Annotated in this window: 31 protein-coding genes; 29 read left to right on the forward strand and 2 right to left on the reverse strand. The window is 43.7% G+C overall.

What is annotated here, in order from left to right; translation table 11 throughout:
- On the reverse strand, positions 1-333 hold the full coding sequence (locus G614_RS0100620) for a helix-turn-helix domain-containing protein (RefSeq protein ID WP_027640372.1): 333 nt from the start codon (positions 331-333) through the stop codon (positions 1-3).
- Between the two features lie 203 nt (positions 334-536).
- Here G614_RS0100620 and G614_RS0100625 point away from each other — a divergent pair, with 203 nt between their 5' ends.
- Positions 537-752 carry a hypothetical protein gene (locus G614_RS0100625; RefSeq protein WP_027640373.1) on the forward strand — a complete coding sequence of 72 codons (216 nt, stop codon included), beginning with the start codon at positions 537-539 and terminating at the stop codon, positions 750-752.
- Between the two features lie 204 nt (positions 753-956).
- On the opposite strand, the gene G614_RS0100635 is transcribed toward G614_RS0100625, so the two are convergent.
- Entirely contained in the window at positions 957-1,541 is a 585-nt protein-coding gene (locus G614_RS0100635; protein ID WP_027640374.1) for a hypothetical protein, read from the reverse strand.
- Positions 1,542-1,632: 91 nt separating this feature from the next.
- Here G614_RS0100635 and G614_RS0100640 point away from each other — a divergent pair, with 91 nt between their 5' ends.
- The 28 genes from G614_RS0100640 to terL all read left to right on the forward strand — a co-directional run bounded on the left by G614_RS0100640 (position 1,633) and on the right by terL (position 17,101).
- Positions 1,633-1,824, forward strand: coding sequence for a hypothetical protein (locus G614_RS0100640; RefSeq protein WP_027640375.1), 192 nt, complete (start codon positions 1,633-1,635; stop codon positions 1,822-1,824).
- Between the two features lie 356 nt (positions 1,825-2,180).
- Positions 2,181-2,405 carry a hypothetical protein gene (locus G614_RS0100645; RefSeq protein WP_027640376.1) on the forward strand — a complete coding sequence of 75 codons (225 nt, stop codon included), beginning with the start codon at positions 2,181-2,183 and terminating at the stop codon, positions 2,403-2,405.
- Positions 2,402-2,581 carry a hypothetical protein gene (locus tag G614_RS0100650; RefSeq protein ID WP_027640377.1) on the forward strand — a complete coding sequence of 60 codons (180 nt, stop codon included), beginning with the start codon at positions 2,402-2,404 and terminating at the stop codon, positions 2,579-2,581. Before G614_RS0100645 ends, G614_RS0100650 begins: the two co-directional genes overlap by 4 nt.
- Positions 2,568-2,705 carry a hypothetical protein gene (locus G614_RS30980; protein WP_155245006.1) on the forward strand — a complete coding sequence of 46 codons (138 nt, stop codon included), beginning with the start codon at positions 2,568-2,570 and terminating at the stop codon, positions 2,703-2,705. Before G614_RS0100650 ends, G614_RS30980 begins: the two co-directional genes overlap by 14 nt.
- 30 nt (positions 2,706-2,735) lie before the next feature.
- Positions 2,736-3,014: a hypothetical protein gene (locus G614_RS26475; protein ID WP_044917263.1), complete on the forward strand. Its 279-nt coding sequence runs from the start codon at positions 2,736-2,738 to the stop codon at positions 3,012-3,014.
- A gap of 119 nt (positions 3,015-3,133) precedes the next feature.
- Positions 3,134-3,358: a hypothetical protein gene (locus G614_RS0100670; RefSeq protein WP_027640378.1), complete on the forward strand. Its 225-nt coding sequence runs from the start codon at positions 3,134-3,136 to the stop codon at positions 3,356-3,358.
- 184 nt (positions 3,359-3,542) lie between these two features.
- Entirely contained in the window at positions 3,543-3,722 is a 180-nt protein-coding gene (locus tag G614_RS0100675) for a hypothetical protein (protein WP_027640379.1), read from the forward strand.
- Between the two features lie 182 nt (positions 3,723-3,904).
- Positions 3,905-4,504, forward strand: a complete 600-nt coding sequence (locus G614_RS0100685; RefSeq protein WP_027640381.1) for an HD domain-containing protein — start codon at positions 3,905-3,907, stop codon at positions 4,502-4,504.
- Positions 4,485-5,276: a hypothetical protein gene (locus tag G614_RS0100690; protein WP_027640382.1), complete on the forward strand. Its 792-nt coding sequence runs from the start codon at positions 4,485-4,487 to the stop codon at positions 5,274-5,276. Before G614_RS0100685 ends, G614_RS0100690 begins: the two co-directional genes overlap by 20 nt.
- 12 nt (positions 5,277-5,288) lie before the next feature.
- Complete coding sequence (locus G614_RS0100695) at positions 5,289-5,870, forward strand: hypothetical protein (RefSeq protein ID WP_027640383.1); 582 nt, start codon at positions 5,289-5,291, stop codon at positions 5,868-5,870.
- Entirely contained in the window at positions 5,863-6,168 is a 306-nt protein-coding gene (locus tag G614_RS0100700) for a hypothetical protein (RefSeq protein WP_027640384.1), read from the forward strand. The genes G614_RS0100695 and G614_RS0100700 overlap by 8 nt, the downstream gene beginning before the upstream one ends.
- Before the next feature lie 19 nt (positions 6,169-6,187).
- Positions 6,188-6,553 (forward strand): hypothetical protein, encoded by a 366-nt coding sequence (locus G614_RS0100705; RefSeq protein WP_330366681.1) that lies wholly within the window; start codon positions 6,188-6,190, stop codon positions 6,551-6,553.
- The gene (locus tag G614_RS0100710) at positions 6,540-7,346 is read left to right on the forward strand and encodes a hypothetical protein (protein WP_242827964.1); all 807 of its coding nucleotides are present in this window, start codon (positions 6,540-6,542) and stop codon (positions 7,344-7,346) included. Before G614_RS0100705 ends, G614_RS0100710 begins: the two co-directional genes overlap by 14 nt.
- A complete protein-coding gene (locus tag G614_RS0100715; RefSeq protein ID WP_242827965.1) occupies positions 7,246-8,100 on the forward strand; it encodes an ATP-binding protein in 855 nt (284 codons plus the stop codon). Before G614_RS0100710 ends, G614_RS0100715 begins: the two co-directional genes overlap by 101 nt.
- Entirely contained in the window at positions 8,097-8,912 is an 816-nt protein-coding gene (locus G614_RS26480; RefSeq protein WP_044917270.1) for a DNA-methyltransferase, read from the forward strand. Before G614_RS0100715 ends, G614_RS26480 begins: the two co-directional genes overlap by 4 nt.
- Before the next feature lie 16 nt (positions 8,913-8,928).
- The gene (locus G614_RS0100725) at positions 8,929-9,192 is read left to right on the forward strand and encodes a hypothetical protein (protein ID WP_027640388.1); all 264 of its coding nucleotides are present in this window, start codon (positions 8,929-8,931) and stop codon (positions 9,190-9,192) included.
- Positions 9,193-9,216: 24 nt separating this feature from the next.
- Positions 9,217-9,387: a hypothetical protein gene (locus tag G614_RS30985; RefSeq protein ID WP_155245007.1), complete on the forward strand. Its 171-nt coding sequence runs from the start codon at positions 9,217-9,219 to the stop codon at positions 9,385-9,387.
- A 104-nt stretch (positions 9,388-9,491) separates the two neighbouring features.
- Positions 9,492-10,316 carry a phosphoadenosine phosphosulfate reductase family protein gene (locus G614_RS0100735; RefSeq protein ID WP_027640389.1) on the forward strand — a complete coding sequence of 275 codons (825 nt, stop codon included), beginning with the start codon at positions 9,492-9,494 and terminating at the stop codon, positions 10,314-10,316.
- A 26-nt stretch (positions 10,317-10,342) separates the two neighbouring features.
- Positions 10,343-11,230 carry an ATP-binding protein gene (locus G614_RS0100740; protein WP_027640390.1) on the forward strand — a complete coding sequence of 296 codons (888 nt, stop codon included), beginning with the start codon at positions 10,343-10,345 and terminating at the stop codon, positions 11,228-11,230.
- Positions 11,231-11,255: 25 nt separating this feature from the next.
- Complete coding sequence (locus G614_RS30990; protein ID WP_155245008.1) at positions 11,256-11,402, forward strand: hypothetical protein; 147 nt, start codon at positions 11,256-11,258, stop codon at positions 11,400-11,402.
- Between the two features lie 231 nt (positions 11,403-11,633).
- Entirely contained in the window at positions 11,634-11,816 is a 183-nt protein-coding gene (locus G614_RS0100750) for a hypothetical protein (protein WP_027640392.1), read from the forward strand.
- A 36-nt stretch (positions 11,817-11,852) separates the two neighbouring features.
- Positions 11,853-12,089 carry a hypothetical protein gene (locus G614_RS0100755; RefSeq protein ID WP_027640393.1) on the forward strand — a complete coding sequence of 79 codons (237 nt, stop codon included), beginning with the start codon at positions 11,853-11,855 and terminating at the stop codon, positions 12,087-12,089.
- Positions 12,089-12,670: a helix-turn-helix domain-containing protein gene (locus tag G614_RS0100760; protein WP_027640394.1), complete on the forward strand. Its 582-nt coding sequence runs from the start codon at positions 12,089-12,091 to the stop codon at positions 12,668-12,670. Before G614_RS0100755 ends, G614_RS0100760 begins: the two co-directional genes overlap by 1 nt.
- A 372-nt stretch (positions 12,671-13,042) precedes the next feature.
- Positions 13,043-13,735 (forward strand): hypothetical protein, encoded by a 693-nt coding sequence (locus tag G614_RS0100770; RefSeq protein ID WP_027640395.1) that lies wholly within the window; start codon positions 13,043-13,045, stop codon positions 13,733-13,735.
- 217 nt (positions 13,736-13,952) lie between these two features.
- Positions 13,953-14,417, forward strand: coding sequence for a hypothetical protein (locus G614_RS0100775; RefSeq protein WP_155245009.1), 465 nt, complete (start codon positions 13,953-13,955; stop codon positions 14,415-14,417).
- Between the two features lie 62 nt (positions 14,418-14,479).
- Positions 14,480-15,031 carry a terminase small subunit gene (locus G614_RS26485; protein WP_044917273.1) on the forward strand — a complete coding sequence of 184 codons (552 nt, stop codon included), beginning with the start codon at positions 14,480-14,482 and terminating at the stop codon, positions 15,029-15,031.
- An 82-nt stretch (positions 15,032-15,113) separates the two neighbouring features.
- Complete coding sequence (locus G614_RS26490) at positions 15,114-15,674, forward strand: NUMOD4 domain-containing protein (protein ID WP_044917297.1); 561 nt, start codon at positions 15,114-15,116, stop codon at positions 15,672-15,674.
- A 257-nt stretch (positions 15,675-15,931) separates the two neighbouring features.
- Positions 15,932-17,101: a phage terminase large subunit gene (gene terL / locus G614_RS29185; RefSeq protein WP_049948034.1), complete on the forward strand. Its 1,170-nt coding sequence runs from the start codon at positions 15,932-15,934 to the stop codon at positions 17,099-17,101.
- Position 17,102: the final 1 nt, after the last annotated feature.

Here is a 17,102-nt window from a genome sequence, read left to right on the forward strand (position 1 = left end):
TTAGTCATCATCAGACAATAACGTTCTAATGATATCCTGTTTTTGTTCGACCGTGAGTTTTTTCCCATTACGGGCAATAAGGCTTTGAATATCCTCATATGTTGGCTCGTATTTGGATTGCGATATTCCTTTTGCCATTTCATCAAGTTCATCTACAGTTATTCCAAGTTCGCTACATATTGTGATAACCACATCAACGCTGGCTTTACCAATGCCGGTTCGATTCAATATCGTATATAAGCTTGTGTATGGGATGTCACATTTTTCTGCAAAGGCCCTTAAACTATATCCTTGCTCCTTTATTAATCGTTGAATTAGTTGCTCCCTATTCATATTTTCACCTCTCTCTGATGCTTTATATTATATACGATTTTGCGAATATTGTAAATAGAAATAAACGCAAAAACATATAAGAAGCATAAAAAAGAGACGAAAATATTCTCACATGAAAATATAGTGCTTGACAATGGTTGCATGTGAGAATATAATACAGTCAAGATATTCGCTGGTGCGAATATGGAAAGAGAGGTGATTGCATGTACAATAATCTACTTACAGCGATGAAAGGGAAAAATGTTACTTTCACTCAAATCGCAGATTTGCTTGGATGTAGATACCAAACAGTAAGTGATAATATTCAGGGGAGTAAAGAGAGAGGAGTTTACTTTGATGACGCAAAAAAAATATGGAAAGTATTTTTCCCTGAATATGATTTTATGTGGTTATTTTACAGAGAGAAAAATAGCACCTAAACAAACACATGTTCGATAAAGCAACTATACCACTATCACATGCGTGTGTCAACTATGAAAAGGAGGTGAGAGAGGATGAGAAAAAATAGCCTCACATTATTATTGACACTAGGCGGTCTAATCATTATGAAGCAGATTTTTACTTTTGATGGCGAGATTCTTTCAAAATATCAATCCGCTCTGCTATTCATGCTTACTTATTTATCACTTTGTAAGGTTTTGGAGTAAAGCGGTTATTAAGGCTTTTATTTCTTCTGAATAGAGCCCAAGGATAAAAGAGACAATCCAACCGATAATGTTTACGACTCTGGAAACTATAGCAGAAGGGTTGAAACCTATCCATTCAATTAATGAACTAGGGATAGTAAAAAGCGTTTTTATCGCATGAATTGGATTAAAGGAAGATTTGAAGTCCTGATAAATATAATTCCGCTTCATTGAAAGTTCATTGTAAAGCGTTGCAGCTGTCCGGTAATTAGTTATATCAGGTGCGCCATATTCAAGAGTGCCAGTGTAGTATCCAGAATATTTCTCTATTACAGGAAACTTAACTAGAACATCATTCAGACATAAATCATAGTGCCCTCTTTTTTCCAAATGGAAGCCTACGGCATCATAAGGGCTTTTAGAGATGGATGCAGAACTTAAATATGCAGTTAAGGTTTTTAGACATCCAATTATCTCATTGAGTTTCAAAAAGGCTCTTGCAATTGAAACAACGTAAATGATTGTTAAAAGCAACAGTGGATAATATTTAGCAGGTATGTTGAATGGAAATATGGTTTTCAAATTAGGATTCTCCCTTGTATATAATAAAGAAATTGTATCACAGGGAGGGGAGTAAAACAATATGTCAACTGGGAAAAGGAGGTGAGAGGGGATGATTAAACAATTGGCTGTTAGGATGTTGCTGGGACGGCAGAAACGGTATTGTAATGTTCTGACATTACGTGGTAAGCCCTACATTGTTTCTATTAAGCCGTACCTATCATTTAAGGAAATTATGGACAGAGCCGTCAAAAGTGAAGTTTTAACGGCCCAAGGAGAATTTGTTAAAGAGGTAGATTCTTAAGCGGAGGATAAGCGGATTCCATTTTCGATAGTAGTGATTCATATAGTTTAATTTCTGATTTGGAAATTTTTATGGACTTCGTGGATTTAATATTGGAGAGTTCCTGTTTTAGACTCCCATAGAGAAACAAAAGTTCAGTATCTGAAAAATCAATATTCATAAAACTATCCTTTTCCTTCCTTTTATACTTGGCGCGGCAACGCCTGTAAGTACAGTATACCAAGGAGGGGGACAAAACGCAACGAGGAAGGCGGTACATATCAACACGACATGCAAGACCTGCCGGTATAGCCAGTGCCCGGAACGGACACGGTGGTATCCGTGCAAGGACTATGAGAGGAAGGAGGCGAGACGGAATGAAAAAGAGTGCTTACCAGCAAATGGGGGACGAGGTGAAAATCCTAATCAACGAGGCAAAGGTACGAAATAACCTGAACGATGAGGGATTAGCTAAAAAGATAGGAATGCCATTACCAACCCTGCGTAACAGAAAATGCAATCCGGGACGGTTCCGGATGGATGACATTTGGTTGATAGAGCAGCTGGCTGGAAGGCCATTAAGAGGAGGGACAAGCCAATGAGAGCTAAGACATTTGCGGAGCACCGTATCCGCCAGTACCTGGAAGCGGTTTACCCGGGCCTGGATGGCCACATGGAAACAGTCAACGCACATGAGGCCATAGTGACGGACATCAATGGTGACAAAATCCGTGTAATATACGACAGAGGGGCGGTGTACGAAATTGAGATGCGATGACGAATGGGACGAGCATCCCATTATGAGGGCAGCCAAGTGGATTGTGCCGGCGGTTATCTGGCTGCTGGGGATGTGGATGGTAGCTATAGTGGTCATGGCGCTGGCCATGGGCGTAAGGTTGTGAAGGGAGAGGTTGTGAAGGGAGAATATAAAGATGACAAAAGTACAGATGGAGGCAATCGCGGATAGGGCAGCAAGACTGTCCGTGAGTAAGACGGACGCGGAGGATGCGCAGGTTTACGCGGCGATGGAATTGGACCCATACCGCGAGTATTATGAGGAGTATCTGGACCAGCTGCAGACAGGGGACACCGAATGGCTTCGCCGGTGGATTGGATGGGAAGTGGCAGATAAGGTTGGTGAGGCGATTGAGATTCTCAAGATGTGGATTCGCGCTGAACTGACCGGGCGGTCCATGGGCGTGAGACTGTGAAGGGAGGTGGGGGTCTATGGATGTGGAAAAAATGCCGCAGGTGTTGGCGCACCAAACGGCATTAAGACAACTAAAAGCATATCACACCCTTAGTATAAGGGATTCAGGAGGAAAAATCAATGATTAAAACTGAAAAGAATGTACCCATCGTAGGGATTGAAGCACACGGGGAGAAAGCTGAGACAACGATACGGGGTAATTATGGAGATGTCGTTGCTCTTACAGTTACTCTTCTTTCGGGCGTTTCAAAAACGTTAGCCGGTGATGATATAGGTGACCAGGTTTCGACCCTTCAGGCGTTATACCTTACTGCATTGGATGAACTTAAAGGAAAGATAAAATAGCGGAGGCGCAGGATGAGCAAACGCAGAAATGGGACAAACCGTGCAGCGGCAGCCCTGGGGATTAATCCCTACGGGTGGGGAAATGGTAAGGCAAGGAAAAGGCCGAGGGAGGTACGAACTCCGGTCGGCCAGATGAAAAATAACACTATTAATAATATAGCACAGGAAGAGAGGGATTGTAAAGATGGCTTATTACGCAGATATTCAGTTTAAAAACGTAGATATGGATATTTTTATTAAAGGACAAGTAGCAATAGAAAAAATCAGTGCTGTGCAGAAGTACATTGACGAGACTGGGTACGTGGACAAAGAAGTTATATTTGGTATCCTGGGGATAAAAAAGAAAGAGCAGCAGGAGGTCTAGAATGATGCATCCATACCGTTGTGATTCCTGTGGTTGTTATCTTGACCCCGGTGAAGGGCATGTATGTGATGAGTGCCAGAAACGGGAAGCAGAGCGCAGGGATTATAGGAGGTCCTTGCAGGATGCCATCCACTTAATGGATGGGTGGCAGTATGAACTAAATTTAAATGGAGGATTTTTACATGGAAAACATTAAGAATAGAACCGAGGAATTATTATTATCAACTGACAGGCAGGGAATTGCTGACCTTCTGGTGGAAATGGATGAGATGGGATTTTATACAGCGCCATGTAGCACACAGTACCATCTGGCCTGCCCTGGAGGGCTGGCTGAACACAGCCTGAATGTATATGAGCTGATGGACAAGCTTTCCAGCATCCTATATCCAGAAGTGGATAAGAGCAGTGTCATCATATGTGCATTGCTTCATGACCTTGGTAAGGCTGGACAGTTTGGGAAACCGAACTATATTATCAACATGCTTAAGGGGCGTGGTAAGAATGCAGAGCCATATCAGTCCCCCACGAAACCGTATATCGGAAATCCAGAACTTATGTACATTGACCATGAAGTCCGTTCCATACAGATTGCAGGTCGCCACATTAACCTGACGGAGGATGAGAACTGGGCAATACTGATGCACAATGGTATGTACGGCAATTTCAAATACCAGATACAGGGTAAAGAAACACCTTTGTACCTGTTGTTACATATGGCTGATATGTGGGTCAGCCGGGTTACGGAAAAGGAGTGTGAAACTGATGGGGAAAGCGAAGCTTGAATTTCGGCTGCTTAAAAAGGATGAGATAGATTGCCGGATTGCAACTGTATCCCAAAATGGATTATCCCTATTGTTGTATAAGAATGCCAGAGTAGACCAGAACATACTTGATGAGACAGTAGGACCAATGGGTTGGCAGCGGAGACATTGCAGGGATAATGCAAACTGTATCGTATCCATATGGGACGAAGAAAAGCACCAGTGGATTGAAAAGGAGGATACCGGTACAGAAAGCAATACCGAGAAGGAGAAGGGACTTGCCTCTGACAGTTTCAAGAGAGCCTGTTTTAACTGGGGTATTGGCCGAGAGTTATATGCGGCTCCTTTTATTTGGATTGAAAAGGATAACTGTGATATCTGCGAGAACGGCAAGGACCGAAACGGAAAGGTGAGATATAGCTGCAACGACCGATTTTATGTATCACTTATCGGATATGATGACAACCGCAACATTAATGCGCTGGAAATCAAAAGGCGCAAGAGCAACAAGGTGGTGTACAAGCTGGGCCAGACCGAGAGTCGGCCAGAGGAACAGGAGTCTAAACTGGTTACGGAGGCACAAATTAACACGCTGTTTTTGGAGTTGAAAAGGACAGGGGTTGGAAAGCTCAGAATCCTACAAAATTATCAATTGAGTGACATTCATGAAATGAAAATAGACCAGTTCCGAGATGCAATGGATGTCCTGAAAAAAAAGCCGGATAAGTCTACCACCCCAGACCCTGAGACAATCCCACCAGATGACCCGGAGTCAGGTCTGCCATGGAATTAAGAGGAACAGTGTATGGATTGTAAGGGGACATTAAAAAGTGTAACAAAAGATTGGATTACGGGAAGGTTCCTGCTTACGTTTGAGATTGATAATGACATAAGCAGCGACATCAACAAGCTGTCAGACAAGATGTTGGCACTTGCTATTAAGGCCTACAAGAAGAAACGCAGCCTGGATGCAAACGCATATTATTGGCAGCTCATCACAAAGCTGGCCGAGGCATCCGGGATAAGCAAAAACCGGGCACATAATCTTATGCTCCGCCGTTACGGTAAGCTGGAGGAAGTGGATGGCCATCTTATATATGTTGTTGTGCCGGATGATGATGAGGGAGAACACAAGGCCCTGGAGGCAGAGACATACCACATCAAGCCAACCGCTGAGGTTAAGGTTGCCAGTGATGGAACCCCATTTCGCACATACATCATGCTGCGAGGGTCCAGTACTTACGATACGGATGAGATGAGCAAGCTCATTGATGGTCTGGTATCAGAGTGCCAGGAAATGGGTATAGAGACGCTTCCGCCGCAGGAGCTGGAACGGATGATGAATATATATGGCCAGCATTATAAAAAGAGGGCGCAGGATGGCTAAAAAGTTATGGAGTGCATTCACAGATGATATGGACCACTGTTTTTTTACTGGCAGTCCCTATGTGGAGCGACACCATATATTTGAGGGCAGGCAGGGCTACAAGAACAAGTCAGAGGAAAGGGGATTTATCATCCCATTGAGATATGACTTACATCCCAATGGGGTTAGATTTAACCCCACCCCGGAAAACCGTAAGATTGACCTGCAGCTTAAAAGGATGGCGCAGGAATATTATGAGACACATTATGGGAACAGGGAAGAATTCCGGCAGGAGTTTGGGAAAAGTTATTTAGATTAACATTTGAAGTAGGAGGCGTATGATGGGCAAATCACAGCGCAACAAAGGAAAACGAGGCGAGAGGGAACTTTCCAATTATCTCCGAGACTATGGATACGATTGCCGAAGGGGACAGCAGTATAGCGGTTCAAATGGTGATGCGGATGTAGTAGGACTTCCCGGAATCCACATAGAGTGCAAGAGGGTTGAACGCCTTAATCTTTATGATGCCATGCAGCAGGCTGTAAAGGACACGCAGGCGGAACAGATACCATCAGACAAGGAAATCTACCCATCCGTGTTTCACCGCCGTAATCGTGGCACCTGGCTGGTTACAATGCGCCTGGATGATTGGATAGCATTGTATAAGGAGTGGGAAGTCGGACGAGACATTGATAGCAGGTGATAGAATGGATGGACATATTAAGCTTTACCGCAAGTTTCTGGACTGGGAATGGTATCAGGACATAAACACGAAGGTTTTATTCATCCACATGCTCCTGAAGGCCAACTGGAAGGATGGAAAATTCTTGGGTACAACTGTCCCGCGTGGTTCTTTTGTATCATCCATCAAGAATCTTGCATCCGAAACAGGGCTTACAGAAAGGGAGATTAGGACAGGAATTTCCCATCTAAAAACGACAGGCGAAGTGACAAGCAAAGCGACAAACAAATATAGCGTATTTACAATAAAAAACTATGATTTGTACCAATCGGACGACAGCCAAGACGACACTCAGGCGACAGGCGAGCGACATTCTAACGACAAACGAACGACAACAATAGAAGAAAGAAATAAAGAAATAAAGAAAGAAAATAATATATATAGTGCATCCGGGGACAGGAAGCAGCAGGCATCAGTATTGTTTGAGGCCATGTGGAAGCTGTATCCGTGCAAGAAGGGGAAAGGGCAGGTATCCGATACCCAGAAGCAGAAACTCCTAAAAGTTGGGGAGGATGAGCTTATGAGGGCCATTGAACGATACAAGGATGACCTAAGGCGGGATGCATCCTGGAGGAAACCGCAGAACGGAAGTACGTTTTTTAACAGCGGATATGTGGATTATCTGGATGCAAATTACACAGGAGGTGGAAGAGTTGGACCCATTACAGGAAATGGTCAGTCGGATACAGAGGGAACGCAGAAGTACAATGACGACTACCTCGAAGGAGCAGGGGAAGGATTTACCGGATTCTGATGTCTGCCCCATATGCCACGGTACAGGGTGGGTATACTGGAAAGATTCCGACGGGATTGAATATGGCCGGAGATGTGGATGCGGATTGGTAGAGCGTCAGATTATGGAGCGTAAGCTGGAGTTTGCAAACATCCCTGAGGCATTCAAAGCGCTGGATATACGGTCCTTCCGACTGGATGTATACCGCAATGAGGACAGCAGAAAGGTGATTCTTAATACATGCGCGGCTATAAAATACTATCTGGACAACTTGGACAGTATGCAAAAGGACGGGATGGGGCTGTACCTATATTCTGGGGCTAAAGGGTCAGGCAAGACACGGATGGCCGCAAGCATAGCAAACGAGATGGTCAGTGCATACAGGATGCAGGTTAAGTTTGCCGGCTCTATGCAGATTATCAACGAGATTAAGGCCACATGGGATGATAAGGACAGAAGCGAGAGCGACCTGTTAAGAGCATTATCCACTGTTAAGGTATTGGCGATAGATGATTTCGGAACGGAGTATCCAAAGGACTGGATTGGAGAACGGTTTTACAACATCATCAATGGACGTTACCAGGACAATCTGATAACGATATACACCAGCAATCTAAGCCTGCAGGACTTGAAATATGATGACAGGATAACCAATAGAATAAAGGAGCGTACCTTCCAGCTGCCATTCCCAGAGGAATCAGTCCGAGAGATAATTGCGGAGAAAAACAGACAGACCCTGATAGCAGGGATAAAAGGAGGAAACAAAGAAGCGTGAAAACGGAATTATACAATGACCATTTCCAGAATTACAAGAGATATGGCATACCCAAAGCGCAGTTGGTGATAGCTGATATCCCATATAATTTGGGAGTAAACGCATATGCGTCCAACCCAGAATGGTATATAGGTGGCGACAACAAGAATGGAGAGAGCAAAAAAGCCGGAAAGACATTTTTTAACACGGATTTGAATTTTAACATCGCAGAGTATTTCCATTTTTGTAATCGTTTGCTAAAAAAGGAACCGAAGGAAGTAGGAAAAGCGCCGTGTATGATTATATTTTGCTCATTCCAGCAGATTCAGACCGTGATTGATTATGCTAAGCGGTATGGATTTAGCAATTACATTCCTTTGGTATTTATTAAAAACTATTCAGCCCAGGTGCTGAAGGCAAACATGAAAATTGTAGGAGCGACGGAGTATGGGTTGGTGCTGTATCGGGAAAAACTTCCAAAATTCAACAACGACGGTCACATGGTTTTCAATTGGTTTTCTGTTACGAAGGAAAGCCAGTATCCCAAAATTCATCCGACGCAGAAAAGTGTATCTCTCTTGAAACGCCTGATTGAGATTTTTACAGACGAGGGGGATGTGGTAATTGATCCATGTGCTGGAAGCGGAACAACCTTACGAGCCTGCAAGGAGCTGAAACGCAATAGCTATGGGTTTGAAATATCAAAAGAATTTTATAAACGTGCGAAGGAAGAAATGCTATCGGATTTTAACTTTGCACAGGACAAGTACACAGGACAAATAAATTTGCTGGCTTTTCCTGAGGTGATTCCGGAAGGGATGCTGATTGGTTAATCAGGAGGATTTGAACATGAAATGTGATATGTGCGATTGCCATACATCCAAGACAGTAAAAATCAAAAACAAGAAGAATGGAAACGAATTAAATATATGCCGAGGCTGCGCGGTGCAGTATGGATTTATAAAAAAGCCACCAGGAACCCACTGGGAATGCAGATATTGCGATTGCACCAGAGGGGTTCCGTATGCAGATGAACCGGATTTTCTGGTATGCGCCCGGTGCGGAGCCGAATGGGAAGATTGTAAGATATTGGTTGACGATGATGAGTATTAACTATTTTCGGATGGAGGCAGAGGGATGAGTTGGAGATATGTCCTTGATATGTACTCAACCATGGATATCGCATATGCAATAATGATGATGCGAAAAACATGGTATAGATTCTTTGTCTTAGGAGATGGAAATGTATACTTTTGTAAAAACGGAGAGGCATACGAAACAGGACTTACATTAACAGAACTATTTTAAATCGAAATTTGAGAAAGGAGACCGGAGCGGTGGCCACCGTGACGGGATATCCCGGCTCCTTTTGGAAAATGGATTTAGAGCATAAAGCAATCGAAAGAATCAAGATGGCATCAGAAATGTCCCTGCACCATTATGGGAAGCCCCTGGTATGTACATACAGCGGGGGGAAGGACAGCGATGTGATGCTGGAACTGTTTAAGCGGTCAGGAGTGCCATTTGAGGTAATCAACAGTCATACAACTGTAGATGCGCCGCCAACAGTATACCACATTCGAGAGCAGTTCAAGCGGTTGGAGGAGCAGGGAATCAAAACAACTATACATATGCCAGAACTCACGATGTGGCAACTAATTCCCAAGAAAAAGATGCCGCCATGTCGTATGCAACGTTATTGTTGTGAATACCTGAAAGAGAACACCGTAAAAAATCGTTTCGTTGCGACTGGAGTTCGCTGGGCAGAAAGCAACAATCGGAAAAATAGGCAGGAAATAGAGCCGAGAGGAAAAAAAGACGCTGAAAAGGTAATGATGTTGAGCGACAACGACAAAAAGAGGGTTTTGACAGAAAGATGTGTTCTGAAATCGGATATGATTGCGAATCCAATACTAGATTGGCCAGACCGAGATATATGGGATTATTACTGGAATGAGTGTGAACTACACAATCCATTGTATAGTATGGGGTATTATCGCGTGGGATGCGTGGGCTGTCCGATGGCAAGCAAAGGAAGGTGGAAGGAGTTTGCCGATTTCCCTACATACCAGAGAGCTTATATTAGAGCTTTTGGCTTAATGCTAGAAGCCATTCATGCATCAGGATCGCAAACCAAGTGGAAAACTGGTTATGATGTTTTCCTCTGGTGGATGGAAGATGATAACGTAGAAGGACAGATGGACCTTTTTGCTGACGGGTTTGTTCAGCAATATTAACATTTTCGAGAGAAAGAAGGTAAAATGTGGCTGGATTAGACAGAAACATGCTGATGCTGATTAGGGCGTTAGCAGAAAACAGAATACAGGATGCTAAAAAGATAGCAATTACTTGTTGCGCCAATGACAGCACAAAGAAAAATGAGGGAACAATACAGTATTACAGAAAACTACTGGAGAATGGTAATACGACGTTGTTTGAATTACCAGCAAATATTAAAGGGTTATTAAATATGCAGGATGTTTCGGGTTTTAGGGAGGACAGATACTATCTTGGAAAACAGCAGGAAAAGCTGTTTGGAGATATTAAGCGAGGGGTGAGTGTGACATCGAAAATGATGGAATATGGAATTCCATACATGAACAGCACTCTCATATACGGAGAACCTGGAACAGGGAAAACGGAGTTTGCAAAGTATGTTGCCTTCAAACTGGGACTACCATATGCATATCTCAATTTTTCTTATTTGATTGAATCCTACATGGGGAAAACATCACAGAACATACAAAAGGTGTTTGATTTCTGCAAGGGGCAACAATGCGTATTGATGCTGGACGAAGTGGATTGTATTGGAATTGCCCGTGGTGGGGATAGCGGTGTAGATGGGGAATTGGCCAGAACTGTTATTTCCTTGATGCAAGCATTAGATAACCTCGCAGATGGACAAATCATCATAGCAGCTACCAACAGAGCAGATAGGCTAGATAAAGCACTACTTAGGCGTTTTCAACGTAAAGAAGAATTTGTGCGCTATGACGAAGTGGAAGAACTGGAAATGATAAGTACTTTTATCAACAGCGTTGATAAAACACTTATGTCAGAAGAAATGCTTACATATGCGAAAAAATCTCACACACAGGCGGAAACGGTTAATTATTTGATTGAGAAAATCGTTAAGCAGATAGTTCAATAAAATTAAGATTTAACGGAGGATTGTCATGGTAAAGCCAATAGACGATTATGGGGAATTGCTATGCCCGGAGTGTAATACGATTATATGTTGTAATGAATGTGGTGATATGCCGGACAAGTGCCCACAGTGCGGTGAGGAAATTGATTACACGGATTATGTTCAGATAGATTAATATTTTGAGGAGAAATGAACAATGGTAAAAATCCAAAAATGTAAAAGACATGGAGTCTGTAATGATTGCGGCAGACAGCAGTCGAATGATACGGAAATCTGGGAAATCAAAGCATCGACAACTGGGCAAGGCTGGACAACAATAATGCTTTGTAGAGACTGTATGTTGACATTGCATACGGCAATGGTAATAGCGGCCACTCAGATAAACTGAGATTAAGGAGGTTTATTCATGAAAATAAAAGTAAAATGCCCATATTGTGGATTTGAAAATAATATCATAATCAATCCAGAGAACATAACAGAAAAACAGATTACTCTTTGTGATTGTGATAAAGGCGGATGCGATAGATACTTTGCTGCATTTGCAAAAGTAAAAGTACAATGTGAAGGCAAGGCGATTGAAGGTTGTTAGACAAACTGACATTTGTGATACAGAGGAGGTGCCTGATTGAGAAAGAAAGCAGACAGCAAGCAGGCCAAGGTCAACAAGGTCCTGCGGGAATCAGCTGTGGCAGCTTTGGCAGAATCAGCCGTCCGGGAACCGCCGCCGGATACACGGTCGGCCCGAATGCCGCCCTTTACATACACAGTGGCCTGTCCGGTCCCGGAGCTGCGCCGGCCGCCGAAGGGAGTGATACGGTATTATGAGACAGTGCTACATAGACAACGGGCGTCACGGGTGTGATGGCAAGAGGACTAACAAGGGCAGGATACGGTACGGATGCTGGGCGTGCCCGTGGCTGGATGCGGGAGGAGGTGATGCCGATGAAACAGACAGAAGCGCTGGAAGAAGTGGCAAGGCTGGCAGCCAGGGAAGTTCTGAAAGAACATGAGAGACAGACCCGGAGGGAGAAGAAGGTCAAGGTATTCCAGAACACCAAGAAGCTGATGGAGAATTATAACCGGATTTGCCAGAGCGTGGAGGAGGGTGTGGCGGAACTGTCGGATATGGAAAACAGTGATGAGCTGGAGGAGTTCACGGAGGAGGACATTTTCATCAACAGCATCCTTAAAAGCAAGCTCCGAAGTATTGTCATGATAGGCCATATAGATAAGTGCCTGAAGCTCCTGGAGGATGAGGAGTGTCGGAAGAATACGCATGAGAAGTATCTGGCCTTCAAGTATTTCTATCTGGACGGGATGACCTATGAGAGCATTGCGGAGGTGTATGGATACGGGGAGCGGACGGCCAGGCGCTGGATTACGGAGCTTACGGGCATACTGAGCATATATCTGTTTGGGGCTGATGCCATCATGCTGGATTAGGGGTTGACAAGAGCGTGTCAAAATCGTGTCCTTGTCATGTCCGGTTGGGCGATTTATAATTGTAATATGCAAAATTGGGTGATACAGAAAAGACTTGATTTTGCTTCCTCCTCACAAATAGCGACTGCCAGGCATCACACCCTGGTAGCCGATTAACCGGCTTCGTGTAATCCCTCATAAGACAGGCCCGTACTTTAACGGGACAATGCCGCAGGGTACGCAGGCGGTGAGGTATTTGGTTTTATTCCCCACGACATTATCCAGATACATAGACAGATTTTCTCCTTTTGATTAGTCCTTGCCAATGCGGCGGGGGCTTTTCTTTTGGCGGATTTTGGTGTATGATGGGGAAAAGGGGAGGGGAGGACCAATATGAACATATTAGAAAAGGCAACACAATTAGTTAAATCGAGTGAAGTAAAGGAAGCATCGTCAGATTTCATATCAGATGCTATGTCTGCCCTATCTGGAGATATTATGGCACTTGCGAGATTAATAAAATCTGGAAAGGCGGGACCAGCATTTATTGAAATGCAGTTGTTTTTGGAGCGATTTGAGGCGTTCTTAGTAGGAAATTGTATCGATGACGAGAATATTAGGTCCATGGGTGAAGTCTTAAGTAAATATGAGGATGATCCAGAGTTTGCAAAGCGGATATTGGATAAGATTATTAAGGTGGATACATTACAAAAGACAAAATATATAACAAATTTGACAATATGCTTTAGATATGGTTATTTATCAAAGAGACAATTTTTATCTTTATGCCGTATTGTTGGAGATGTATTGGAAGAAGATTTACAATATTTAAAAAAACATATTACAAAAAGTACCATTACCTTGGACGAATATACAGAAGAATTGCAAAACTATGGTTTGGTATATTTAGGGGATTCTGGATTGCTATATAGCGAGTTGGCTTTTAAATTGGATAAATATGCACTATCCTTTGGAGACAATAGGTATAAATATAATGGGGAAGAGGATTTTGTGCCCGTGGAGTTTCCACCGAAAGCGCAAATTGCATATGCTGGTAATCTGAAGCTGGATGGTGGTGATTTGTAGGATATAAGAAGATTTCGCCTCATCACTGTAGATGTTGGTACGATGTTAAGGGACTCCGTTAGTTTAACGGCAGTGGGTTAAATATCACTCCCTACTTAGATAGATATTGCAGTGCCTTGATTTTCTGGCTTGGATTAGCCCCAGCTAGAACAGGAGGGACGTTTTTATAAAAGGAAGGGTATGGTAGATGTATGTTCTAATATGGAGGATAGCAATTATGAAATTGGATATGGAAAGCAGGCGGGCTTTAGGAGCAAATGCGTTTTATAAAACTGGTGCCAAGGAATATTTAGGAATTATAAATAATCCAAACGGAGGCGCAGAAGAAGCTATGGCCGCCATCCCAGCAATAGTTAATCTATCATTTTCGATAGAGTTATTTTTAAAAAGTTTAAAACCTGATTTAAGAGGACATAAAATTAAAGAGTTATTTGATAGCCAAGATGATGATACCAAAATTGTTATAAAGCGATTGGTTGTTAGTGCATGTAATGAGGTGGATTCAAATTATGATGAAAATGATTTTGTTGATGATGTTGTAAAAATGTCAGATTCATTTGTGGAATGGAGGTATTTCTTTGAGGCATCAAGAAATGCCAGAATTTTATTTATATATAATTTTGCATCCATATTACATGGATTGTTTGAAATCCAAACAAAAGGCATAGATGCTTTAAAATGAATTTATTTAGGGCCACCCCCCCCCCGGGGCGGCTCTTTTCTGTACCCAAAGGAGGTGAGCCCATGGCATTAACGCCAAAACAGAAGAGATTTGCAGATGAATACCTGATTGACCTTAATGCCACCAGGGCGTACAAGGTTGCATATCCAAAGGTCAAGAAGGACGAATCTGCAAGAGTAAATGGAAGTAAATTACTAACAAATACTAACGTTATGGCTTATATTGATGAACGTATGAGGGAACGCGAGAAGCGTACAGAGATTACCCAAGACATGGTACTTAAGGAGCTGGCGAAATTAGGGTTCTTCGATATCAGGAAGCTGTTCGACGATAGAGGAAAACCGCTGGATATTAACGGCCTGGATAACGAGACGGCAGCGTGCATTGCCGGTCTGGAAGTAATGGATGTTTACGAGGGGACTGGAGAGGATAAAGAATTTGTTGGATATATCAAAAAATATAAACTGTCCGATAAGCTTAAGGCCCTGGAATTAATTGGACGGCATCTGGGCATGTTTAAGGATAAGGTAGAGCTGTCCGGCCAGATTGATACCACAAACCCTTACGCCGGTCTGACCACCGAGGAACTGAAGAAGCTTATTCATGGTGGTTAGAGAAACCATAATCAGGGGGGGCGAAGATAGAGCTTGCGCGGCGCGAGTTCTTTTTTTATTGCCCAAAACGGAGGGAGTTTATATGGAGGAATGGAAAGATATTGTTGGGTACGAAGGAATTTACCAGGTGTCAACAATGGGGCAGGTCAGGAGTTTGGATAGGGTAGTGAAAAACCATAGTAATACATATTATTTCAAAAAGGGAGAGATAAAGCATCAGAGACGAAAAAACAATGGATATTTGATAGTAGACTTGTACAGGGACAACCTACAGAAAACCTGCCATGTCCACAGGCTGGCTGCTGACGCATTTATTCCCAATCCAGATGGAAAAGAAACCGTGAACCATAAAGATGGCGTTGTGACGAATAATGTACTGGAAAATTTGGAGTGGGCAACACCCAAGGAACAGAACCTCCATTTCTACCATAATGGATTGAAGGCTCAAGGTAGTATTCAAAAAGCAATTCGGGCTATGAATAAAGCTCAGATGAAAAGCGTGATGTGCATAGAGACTGGGACAGTTTATGACTCCCTTGAATCTGCGGCAAGAGCACTTGGTAGAGGTGAAGGAAGTTTGATATGTGCGTGCTGCAGAGGAAAAAGAAAAAAGGCATATGGATATACCTGGAAGTACGCTTAAAGGGGGTGATGATTGGTAGTGGTTGATAGAAAGCTGATACGAACAGGAGCGATGTTAGAGCTTGCGCGGCGCGAGTTCTTTTTTTATTGCCATTTGAAAGCGCCAGATTTTTACAAAGAGAGTCGGAAGTATCTGGTGGACCTATGTAAAGGATTTCAGGAGTTTATAGAGAGCGATGATGAAGTATTGGTTGTAAATGAACCACCCCGATAGACTGCCACGGAAAGTCAAGGACAGCAGGCCTCCTGGTTGAGTGGGTGCTGGGCAACGACCAGACGCAGAAAATCATGACCGGCTCCTACAACGAGACACTTTCCACCATGTTCTCCAAGTCCGTCCGTAATGACATCCAGGAAGAGAAGGCAGATGAAAACCGCATTGTGTTCTCTGATATCTTCCCTGGGGTATCCATCAAGCGCGGTGACGGAGCCATGAATCTCTGGAGCCTGGAGGGCGGATACAACAACTACCTGGCCACGTCCCCGACCGGCACAGCCACCGGCTTCGGCGCCACGCTGCTCATCATCGATGACCTCATCAAGAATTCTGAGGAAGCCAATAACGAGCTGACCAAGGAGAAACACTGGAACTGGTTTACGGACACGATGCTGTCCCGCCTGGAGGAAGACGGAAAAATTATCATTATCATGACACGGTGGGCCAGCGATGACCTGGCAGGACGGGCGCTGGAGCATTTCAAGGAGGCAGGGGCAAAGGTGCGGCATATCTCCATGAAAGCGCTCCAGAATCCAGACACACATGAGATGCTCTGTCCGGAGGTTCTGTCTTATAAATCCTACCAGGCGAAGATACAGGCCATGGGTGCCGACATTGCATCAGCCAACTACCAGCAGGAACCGATTGACCTGAAGGGCAGGCTATACACCAGTTTCAAGACCTATTCAGGGGAACTGCCGCAGTTCAAGGAGATACGGAACTACACGGATACGGCGGATACCGGCGAGGATTACTTGTGTAGCATCAACTACGGCGTTACCTTTGCCAATGAAGCTTACGTACTGGATATCCTGTACACAAAGGAACCTATGGAAGTCACAGAACCGGCCACGGCCAGGATGTTGTTAGAAGGAGCGGTAAACCTGGCCAGGATTGAGTCTAACAATGGCGGCCGGGGCTTTGCAAGAAATGTACGCCGCATCCTGGAACAGGAACTGGGCAGCAATTATACGACGATAAAGTGGTTCACACAGACACAGAATAAACAGGCCCGCATTTATTCCAACTCTTCCTGGGTGATGCAGCATATCTATTACCCAGAGGATTGGAAGAACCGATGGCCTGAATACCATAATGCAATGATAAAATACCAGCGCGAGGGTCAGAACAAGCATGATGATGCTCCGGATGCAACGACAGGTATTGCCGAGAACTGTGCCAAGAAGGGCGGAATCTCAGTTTTAAAATAAA

Origin of the sequence: [Clostridium] clostridioforme AGR2157 (assembly GCF_000424325.1) — a bacterium.
Taxonomy (GTDB): domain Bacteria; phylum Bacillota; class Clostridia; order Lachnospirales; family Lachnospiraceae; genus Enterocloster; species Enterocloster clostridioformis_A.

What these genes read in the sequence shown, in the direction of transcription:
- G614_RS0100620 (WP_027640372.1), bottom strand. Translation starts at nt 333, where the DNA reads ATGAATAGGGAGCAACTAATTCAACGATTAATAAAGGAGCAAGGATAT.
- G614_RS0100625 (WP_027640373.1), top strand. Translation starts at nt 537, where the DNA reads ATGTACAATAATCTACTTACAGCGATGAAAGGGAAAAATGTTACTTTC.
- G614_RS0100640 (WP_027640375.1), top strand. Translation starts at nt 1,633, where the DNA reads ATGATTAAACAATTGGCTGTTAGGATGTTGCTGGGACGGCAGAAACGG.
- G614_RS0100645 (WP_027640376.1), top strand. Translation starts at nt 2,181, where the DNA reads ATGAAAAAGAGTGCTTACCAGCAAATGGGGGACGAGGTGAAAATCCTA.
- G614_RS0100650 (WP_027640377.1), top strand. Translation starts at nt 2,402, where the DNA reads ATGAGAGCTAAGACATTTGCGGAGCACCGTATCCGCCAGTACCTGGAA.
- G614_RS26475 (WP_044917263.1), top strand. Translation starts at nt 2,736, where the DNA reads ATGACAAAAGTACAGATGGAGGCAATCGCGGATAGGGCAGCAAGACTG.
- G614_RS0100670 (WP_027640378.1), top strand. Translation starts at nt 3,134, where the DNA reads ATGATTAAAACTGAAAAGAATGTACCCATCGTAGGGATTGAAGCACAC.
- G614_RS0100675 (WP_027640379.1), top strand. Translation starts at nt 3,543, where the DNA reads ATGGCTTATTACGCAGATATTCAGTTTAAAAACGTAGATATGGATATT.
- G614_RS0100685 (WP_027640381.1), top strand. Translation starts at nt 3,905, where the DNA reads ATGGAAAACATTAAGAATAGAACCGAGGAATTATTATTATCAACTGAC.
- G614_RS0100690 (WP_027640382.1), top strand. Translation starts at nt 4,485, where the DNA reads ATGGGGAAAGCGAAGCTTGAATTTCGGCTGCTTAAAAAGGATGAGATA.
- G614_RS0100695 (WP_027640383.1), top strand. Translation starts at nt 5,289, where the DNA reads ATGGATTGTAAGGGGACATTAAAAAGTGTAACAAAAGATTGGATTACG.
- G614_RS0100700 (WP_027640384.1), top strand. Translation starts at nt 5,863, where the DNA reads ATGGCTAAAAAGTTATGGAGTGCATTCACAGATGATATGGACCACTGT.
- G614_RS0100705 (WP_330366681.1), top strand. Translation starts at nt 6,188, where the DNA reads ATGATGGGCAAATCACAGCGCAACAAAGGAAAACGAGGCGAGAGGGAA.
- G614_RS0100725 (WP_027640388.1), top strand. Translation starts at nt 8,929, where the DNA reads ATGAAATGTGATATGTGCGATTGCCATACATCCAAGACAGTAAAAATC.
- G614_RS30985 (WP_155245007.1), top strand. Translation starts at nt 9,217, where the DNA reads ATGAGTTGGAGATATGTCCTTGATATGTACTCAACCATGGATATCGCA.
- G614_RS0100735 (WP_027640389.1), top strand. Translation starts at nt 9,492, where the DNA reads ATGGCATCAGAAATGTCCCTGCACCATTATGGGAAGCCCCTGGTATGT.
- G614_RS30990 (WP_155245008.1), top strand. Translation starts at nt 11,256, where the DNA reads ATGGTAAAGCCAATAGACGATTATGGGGAATTGCTATGCCCGGAGTGT.
- G614_RS0100750 (WP_027640392.1), top strand. Translation starts at nt 11,634, where the DNA reads ATGAAAATAAAAGTAAAATGCCCATATTGTGGATTTGAAAATAATATC.
- G614_RS0100760 (WP_027640394.1), top strand. Translation starts at nt 12,089, where the DNA reads ATGGCAAGAGGACTAACAAGGGCAGGATACGGTACGGATGCTGGGCGT.
- G614_RS0100770 (WP_027640395.1), top strand. Translation starts at nt 13,043, where the DNA reads ATGAACATATTAGAAAAGGCAACACAATTAGTTAAATCGAGTGAAGTA.
- G614_RS0100775 (WP_155245009.1), top strand. Translation starts at nt 13,953, where the DNA reads ATGAAATTGGATATGGAAAGCAGGCGGGCTTTAGGAGCAAATGCGTTT.
- G614_RS26485 (WP_044917273.1), top strand. Translation starts at nt 14,480, where the DNA reads ATGGCATTAACGCCAAAACAGAAGAGATTTGCAGATGAATACCTGATT.
- G614_RS26490 (WP_044917297.1), top strand. Translation starts at nt 15,114, where the DNA reads ATGGAGGAATGGAAAGATATTGTTGGGTACGAAGGAATTTACCAGGTG.